The organism is Tenacibaculum sp. SSH1-16, assembly GCF_040104435.1.
Classification (GTDB): Bacteria; Bacteroidota; Bacteroidia; order Flavobacteriales; family Flavobacteriaceae; genus Polaribacter; species Polaribacter mesophilus.
Genome location: NZ_JBECOV010000016.1, coordinates 72,188 through 79,465, shown reverse-complemented (window position 1 = coordinate 79,465; position 7,278 = coordinate 72,188). Strand labels below are relative to the sequence as shown.

The following is a 7,278-nucleotide window of genomic DNA, read 5'->3' as shown; positions in this document are numbered from 1 at the left end:
AACTACACTTATTGGTTATATCATAATGACTACATGTCTGTTTCATTGGGGTATTGGATGAATTCCAATAATGAGAAAGAATATCCTGAAATCGGAATTGCTATTGAAATAGAATCAAGGACAAAAAAAAGAGAACAAATAACACAAGTTTTTAAACAAATAGTAAACAGTTATACCAATTGGGAACCTGATAATTTAGAATTACATACTGGTTCTTCATCTATATACTCTACTAAAAGTTTACAAGCGTTTTTATCTTGTGAAGACCATATAACTGAAATTAAAAAATATCTTCATCAAAAATTAGATGAATTAAAAAGTATATTAGACGAGTATACTCAATTACCTAGAAGATAAATTTAGAGGTCTTTTATTATTAATAGCTGAAAAAATGTCTTCTAACTTTCATCTAAAGAACTTAAATAAAGCTTCTAGATATGCCGTAAATTATTAGGTCTATTCTACTTGATTAACACCTTAGAATAATATAAAAACAATATTCATTGTAAACAATTAATTATTAACCTACAGTAAAGTAATAATTCAGAAAAAATGTGCAGATAGTGTGCAAACCTTAAGAAACAAAAAATGCAATTAACTTAAAATAAGCTAATTGCATTTTAAATTAGTACGGGCGGAGAGACTCGAACTCTCACACCTCACGGCACTAGATCCTAAGTCTAGCGTGTCTACCAATTCCACCACGCCCGCGTACTTTTGAAATTGTGGATGCAAATATAAACAATACTTGCAAACTACAAAGAAGAAGTATACTATTTTTCTTATTTTTGATGTTAATTAATATACAACACATGCAAAACGTAAAAGATTATATAGCTCAACATAAAGATCGTTTTATTAATGAGCTTATCGATTTATTAAAAATTCCATCAGTAAGTGCTGATCCAGCCTTTAATCAAGATGTATTAAATACTGCTGATACGGTTAAAGAAAGTTTAGAAAAAGCGGGATGTGATAAAGTAGAAATTTGCGAAACTCCTGGGTATCCTATTGTTTATGGAGAAAAAATAATAGATCCTAATCTACCAACAGTCTTGGTTTATGGTCATTACGACGTACAACCAGCAGACCCTATCGATTTATGGACCTCACCTCCTTTTGAGCCTGTGATTAAAAAAACAGACATTCACCCTGAAGGAGCCATTTTTGCACGCGGTGCTTGTGACGATAAAGGGCAAATGTATATGCATGTAAAGGCATTAGAATACATGACTCATACTGGCAACCTACCTTGTAACGTGAAATTTATGATTGAGGGTGAAGAAGAAGTAGGTTCAGAAAGTTTAGCGTGGTTTGTTCCTAGAAACAAAGAGAAACTTGCCAACGACGTGATTTTAATTTCTGATACAGGAATGATTGCCAACGACATTCCTTCAATTACTACTGGTTTACGTGGATTAAGTTATGTAGAAGTAGAAGTCACTGGACCTAATAGAGACTTACATTCTGGTTTATATGGAGGTGCTGTAGCAAACCCTATCAACATTTTAACACAAATGATTGCTTCATTACACGATGAAAATAATCATATTACCATCCCAGGATTTTATGATAAAGTAGAAGAATTGTCTCGTGAAGAGCGTGATGAAATGGCGAAAGCACCTTTCTCATTAGAAGAATACAAGGCTGCTTTAGATATTGATGATGTTCATGGAGAAGCTGGTTACACTACTAACGAGCGTAACTCTATTCGCCCTACTTTAGACGTAAACGGAATTTGGGGAGGATATACAGGTGAAGGAGCAAAAACTGTTATTGCTTCAAAAGCCTATGCTAAAATTTCAATGCGTTTAGTACCAGGACAAAAATGGGAAGAAATTACTGAATTGTTCAAAAAACATTTTGAAAGTATTGCTCCAAAATCAGTAAAAGTAGAGGTAAAACCTCATCATGGAGGTCAAGGATATGTAACTCCTATTGATAATATTGGCTACCAAGCTGCAAGTAAAGCATACCAAGAAACCTTTGGAGTAACTCCTATTCCGCAACGAAGCGGAGGAAGCATTCCAATTGTTGCTTTGTTTGAGCAAGAATTAAAGAGTAAGACTATTTTAATGGGATTCGGATTAAATTCTGATGCCATTCACTCACCAAACGAGCATTTTGGAGTGTGGAATTACTTAAAAGGAATTGAAACCATTCCGTATTTTTATCAATATTTTACGGAATTATCAAAATAATTCATCTTTAATAACATCAATAAGATAGCCTTGAAACTTCCTCAAGGCTATTTTTTTTGCAATACCCCAAACTCTACACTTGTAGAATTAAAATTTATTTCTACATTTGTAGAATACAATTCAAATTTTATCGAAATGCAATTATCGAAAACTGAAGAACAAGTGATGCAATATTTATGGAAACTAAAAAAAGCTTTTATGAAAGATATTTTAGCAGAGTTTCCTGAACCAAAACCTGCCACAACTACAGTTGCTACACTATTAAAAAGAATGAAAGATAAAGGGTTTGTAGATTACACATTGGATGGAAAATCAAGAGAATATTTTCCTTTGGTAAAAAAGTCAGACTACTTTTCAAAGCATGTAAACGGATTGATTAAAAACTTTTTTAACAATTCCGCTAGTCAATTCGCTTCTTTCTTTACCGAAAAAACAGACTTATCGGTTTCTGAATTGGAAGATTTGAAAAAAATTATCGATCAGCAAATTAAAAAGCAACAATAATGATAACGTATTTTATCAAATCAGGAATTTGTTTAGCATTGCTGCTTCTCTTTTATCATTTGATATTAGAACGAGAAAAAATGCACCAATTCAATCGGTTTTATTTATTAGGTAGCGTATTGTTTTCGTTTATAGCTCCTTTTTATAAAATCTATATAGAAACTATTCCGAATACTTTAAAGGCTGTGCCTTCCTTGATTACAGATTCAAATTTGGATGTAAATCCTGTTAAGGAAATTAGCTATACCCAATATTTATTTCTTGGATATACAATTGTAGCAATCATTTTATTAATCCGCTTTACAAAAAACCTATTTAATATCTTCTTAAAGATAAAACAGTATAAAAAAATAAAAAAAGACAAAGTTACCCTTGTTTTAGTTGACGATTTAATTAGTCCACACACCTTTTGGAACTACATTTTTATCAACAAAGAGGAATACAATTCAAACAAGATTGAAACTGAACTCTATACACACGAGTTAACACATGTTCTACAAAAACACACGTTTGACATATTATTTATTGAATTTTTACAAATCGTTTTTTGGATCAATCCAACATTTATATTCCTTAAAAAAGCAATAAAGTTAAATCATGAGTTTTTAGCAGACAATGAAGTAATTGTTACACATAAAAACACTACCGAGTATCAATATTTACTATTAAATAGAGCTGCTTGGAACAACGAATATTACTTGGCCAGTAATTTGAATTATTTATTAACTAAAAAAAGATTATTAATGATGACAAAACAAAGTTCTCGTACCAAAATTTTGCTTAAAAAACTGGCAGTAATACCAGTAATAGCAGGATTCACTTTTCTCTTTGCTGAAAGAGTTGAAGCGCAAAAAAAAGATACTGACAAAGCACCTGTATCTATACAAGTAAAAAATAGTTCCAAAAATTTAAAAGGAGAATCCTCTAAAGAAACATTAGTGGTGTACACTTATGAAGATGGAAGTACAATACAAAAAAAATACGATGATCTTACCTTAGAAGAAAAGCAACAACTTCCCCCACCTCCTCCTTCTAAGAAAAGAGTTTATAGGAGAACTCCACCAACTCCAAATTCTTCAGTAGTAAGGGTGAGAGAAGAATCAAACATACCACCGCCTCCTACTAGAGTAAAAAAAGGTGATGTTTCACGTATTCCTCCACCTACTCCAATGAGCGCTGAAGAATTGGCACTAAAATATCCTAATTCAATATTCTTAGTAAACAATAAAATTGTTACTTATAAAAAAGTATTAGATTTCGTCAAAAAAAATAAAGACGTTATAGTTTCAACCAGTGAAAAAAACGGAAAGAAAATAATTTCTTTTAACCTTAATCAAAAAAAATATTCAAAAGAAGAAACAATAAATCTAGTCTATAACAAAGTCATCTCTGGACCAGAAATTACAAACTTTGGTTTCAAATATTATTTAGATAATAAACTAATTACTAAACATCAATTAAATAAAATTAAACCAAATAAAATATCTAACATTGAAGTAAAAGTAAATCAGAACAGTAATGTAAAAATAATTTATATCACAAGTAAGAAATAGAACTTTGTTAAAAGCCTCTTAAATGAGGCTTTTTTTGTAACAATTACTTAAAACACTCGTTATTAACTCATAAGCTTATTTTTATGTTAAAACGATTTTTCCTTCTTTGTTCAGGAGCAGATTTAGTATTGCTTGAAAAATGTGCTAACGGAGAACAAAATAAATATGCGGGTATTGGAGCCACTGTTTTCTTTACCGCACTAATGGCAACCATTGCTGCTGCCTATGCTTTATACACTGTTTTTGATAGCATATACACTGCTATTTTCTTCGGAATTATTTGGGGACTATTAATTTTTAATTTGGATAGATTTATCGTTTCTACCATTAAAAAAAGCGAGTCTAAACGAAAAGAATTCGTTCAAGTTCTTCCTAGATTATTACTTGCCATGATAATTGCTGTAGTAATTTCTAAACCATTAGAATTAAAAATTTTCGAAAAGGAAATTAACCAAGTGTTGTTGACTGAGAAAAATCAGATGACTTTGGATAACAAAACTCAAATTGCACAACAATTCACTCCTGAAATAACAAAAATCAATTCAGAGATTACTTCTTTAAAAGATGAAATCACTACGAAAGAAAACGAGGTAAATACCTTATACGAAACCTATATAGCTGAGGCCGAAGGAAGAAAAGGCACCAAATTAATTGGCAAAGGACCTGTCTACAAAGAAAAAAGAGATAAACACGATACCGCCCTAGCAGAACTTAATCAATTAAAAACTGAGAATACCGAAAAAATAAAACAGAAAGAAGCTGCTATTGCTAATTTGATTGAAAGTCAAAAATTAAAAGAAACACAAACACAACCTATTATTTCTAATTTTGATGGATTAATGGCTCGTGTTAATGCTTTAAACAAACTACCTTGGCTACCTTCTTTCTTTATCTTCCTACTATTTTTAGCAATAGAAACTGCTCCTATTTTTGCCAAACTTATTAGCTCAAAAAGTGAATACGATTATAAATTGGAAAACCATGAATCTCAAGTTAAAACTTGGATTCAACAACAAGTTCATCAACGAGAAGCTATTTTACACACTGATATAGACCTCAACAACAAAATATACTCTGATTTAAAAACAGAAGAAGAACTCTACAATTATAAACAAAAAATGGCTCGTAACTTGATGAAGCTACAAGCCGATTCTTTTTATAAAAATCAACAAAATATTTTATAAAGCTATTGCTATTGAGTTTTTAACCTCACCTATTGTAAAAATACTGTGAGTACTTCCAACATGTTTTAATGCTGTAATTTTATTAATCATAAACTCTCTATAAGCATCCATATCTTTCACATAAATTTTTAACACATAATCATAATCTCCACTTACATGAAAACACTCTGTTACTTCTTCTAATTTTTTAATTTCACGCTCAAAAAGAGCTATATAATCTTTGTTATGTTTCTCTAACTTTATATGACAAAAAACTAAAAATGATTTTTCTATTTTGTTTTTATTTAGCAATGCAACATACTGTTTAATGACCTTCTCTTTTTCCAACTTCTTTATTCTCTCATAAACAGCTGTTACAGAAAGACCTAATTGCAATGATAACTGTTTTGTTGTTTGTTTACTATCTGTTTGAAGTAACCCTAATAACTTCTTATCTATATTATCTAACTTCATCTGAAAAAAAATCTATTTTATTACAACTTATCTGAACACAAACTAATAAAAAACTAAATACAAACATAAAATTAGTGTAATTTTCTACAAAAACCGCTTTGTATTGATTTTTAAACAACTAAAACAGAACTTAGTAGTCTATTAATAATTAACTTTAATCGATATGAAATTTAAACCTGCAAACAACATACAAGATCTACAGTACTTTGGAGAATTTGGAGGAGTTAACCCTTCTATTTCAGATTCTTCTACCTATACTTTTTTATCAGCAAAGACTATGTTTGATACTTTTGAAGGGAATACAGATGGTTGTTATTTATACTCTCGCCACTCATCTCCTTCAAACTTATACCTATCTGAAGCTTTAGCTGCTATGGAAGGTACTGAAACTGCTAATGTTTCAGCTACTGGTATGGGAGCCATTACTCCTACTATTTTACAAATATGTGGGGCTGGAGATCATATCGTTTCAAGTAGAACTATTTACGGAGGAACTTATGCCTTTCTTAAAAACTTTACTCCAAGAATAGGAATTGAAACTTCATTTGTAAACATTACAAAGTTAGACAGAGTAGAAGCTGCCATTAACAAAAATACTAAAATGATTTACTGCGAAACTGTAAGCAATCCGTTATTAGAGGTCGCAGATATTAAAGCTCTTTCAGTATTAGCTAAAAAGCATGATTTACAGTTGGTAGTTGACAATACATTTTCTCCTCTATCAATTTCTCCAGCTCAATTGGGTGCCAATATTGTTATTCACAGTTTAACAAAATTCATCAATGGTTCTTCTGACACTATGGGAGGAGTTATTTGTGGAACTGCAGATTTTATCAATTCTCAAAAAAGTGTAATTGATGGGGCAAGTATGTTATTAGGAGCTTCTATGGACTCTTTACGCGCTTCTTCAATCCTGAAAAACATGAGAACTTTACATATACGAGTAAAGCAACACAGTAAAAATGCGAGTTATTTAGCTGAAAAATTTGAAGCTGACGGGTTAAAAACTGTATACCCAGGATTACCATCACACCCTTCTCATAAGGTGTTTAAATCAATGATGAATGAAGAATATGGTTTTGGAGGAATGCTAACTATTGATGCTGGATCTCTAGACAAAGCCAATGCTTTAATGGAATTAATGCAGGATGAAAATCTAGGGTACTTAGCTGTAAGTTTAGGTTTTTATAAAACTTTATTTTCAGCTCCAGGGACTTCAACGTCATCAGAAATTCCTTTAGAAGAACAAAAAGAAATGGGACTTACCGATGGATTAATTCGTTTTTCTATTGGATTAGATAATGACATAGAGCGCACCTATCAAATGATGAAAACTTGCATGAAAAAAGTAGGCGTTTTGTAAAACACTTATAATATCTTCTC

7 protein-coding genes and 1 tRNA gene are annotated in these 7,278 nt (G+C 31.1%); 6 read left to right on the top strand and 2 right to left on the bottom strand.

Annotated elements, in window-relative coordinates; translation table 11 throughout:
- A partial coding sequence (locus ABMY20_RS15095; RefSeq protein ID WP_349265688.1) for a hypothetical protein occupies positions 1-357 on the top strand: 357 nt, incomplete at its 5' end.
- 272 nt (positions 358-629) lie between these two features.
- Here the strand turns inward: ABMY20_RS15095 and ABMY20_RS15090 are convergent.
- Positions 630-711: transfer RNA gene (locus tag ABMY20_RS15090), tRNA-Leu, on the bottom strand.
- A gap of 101 nt (positions 712-812) precedes the next feature.
- Between ABMY20_RS15090 and ABMY20_RS15085 the strand changes: the two genes are divergently transcribed.
- The 4 genes from ABMY20_RS15085 (at position 813) to ABMY20_RS15070 (ending at position 5,442) form a co-directional block, all read left to right on the top strand.
- A complete protein-coding gene (locus ABMY20_RS15085; protein ID WP_349265687.1) occupies positions 813-2,201 on the top strand; it encodes a dipeptidase in 1,389 nt (462 codons plus the stop codon).
- Between the two features lie 135 nt (positions 2,202-2,336).
- Positions 2,337-2,705: a BlaI/MecI/CopY family transcriptional regulator gene (locus tag ABMY20_RS15080; RefSeq protein ID WP_047790279.1), complete on the top strand. Its 369-nt coding sequence runs from the start codon at positions 2,337-2,339 to the stop codon at positions 2,703-2,705.
- Positions 2,705-4,258, top strand: a complete 1,554-nt coding sequence (locus ABMY20_RS15075; protein WP_349265686.1) for a M56 family metallopeptidase — start codon at positions 2,705-2,707, stop codon at positions 4,256-4,258. The genes ABMY20_RS15080 and ABMY20_RS15075 overlap by 1 nt, the downstream gene beginning before the upstream one ends.
- Before the next feature lie 83 nt (positions 4,259-4,341).
- Entirely contained in the window at positions 4,342-5,442 is a 1,101-nt protein-coding gene (locus tag ABMY20_RS15070; RefSeq protein WP_349265685.1) for a DUF4407 domain-containing protein, read from the top strand.
- On the opposite strand, the gene ABMY20_RS15065 is transcribed toward ABMY20_RS15070, so the two are convergent.
- A complete protein-coding gene (locus ABMY20_RS15065; protein ID WP_047790281.1) occupies positions 5,437-5,895 on the bottom strand; it encodes an Lrp/AsnC family transcriptional regulator in 459 nt (152 codons plus the stop codon). The two genes, ABMY20_RS15070 and ABMY20_RS15065, sit on opposite strands and share 6 nt — an antisense overlap.
- Before the next feature lie 163 nt (positions 5,896-6,058).
- Between ABMY20_RS15065 and ABMY20_RS15060 the strand changes: the two genes are divergently transcribed.
- Positions 6,059-7,258 (top strand): aminotransferase class I/II-fold pyridoxal phosphate-dependent enzyme, encoded by a 1,200-nt coding sequence (locus ABMY20_RS15060; protein ID WP_239178588.1) that lies wholly within the window; start codon positions 6,059-6,061, stop codon positions 7,256-7,258.
- Positions 7,259-7,278: the final 20 nt, after the last annotated feature.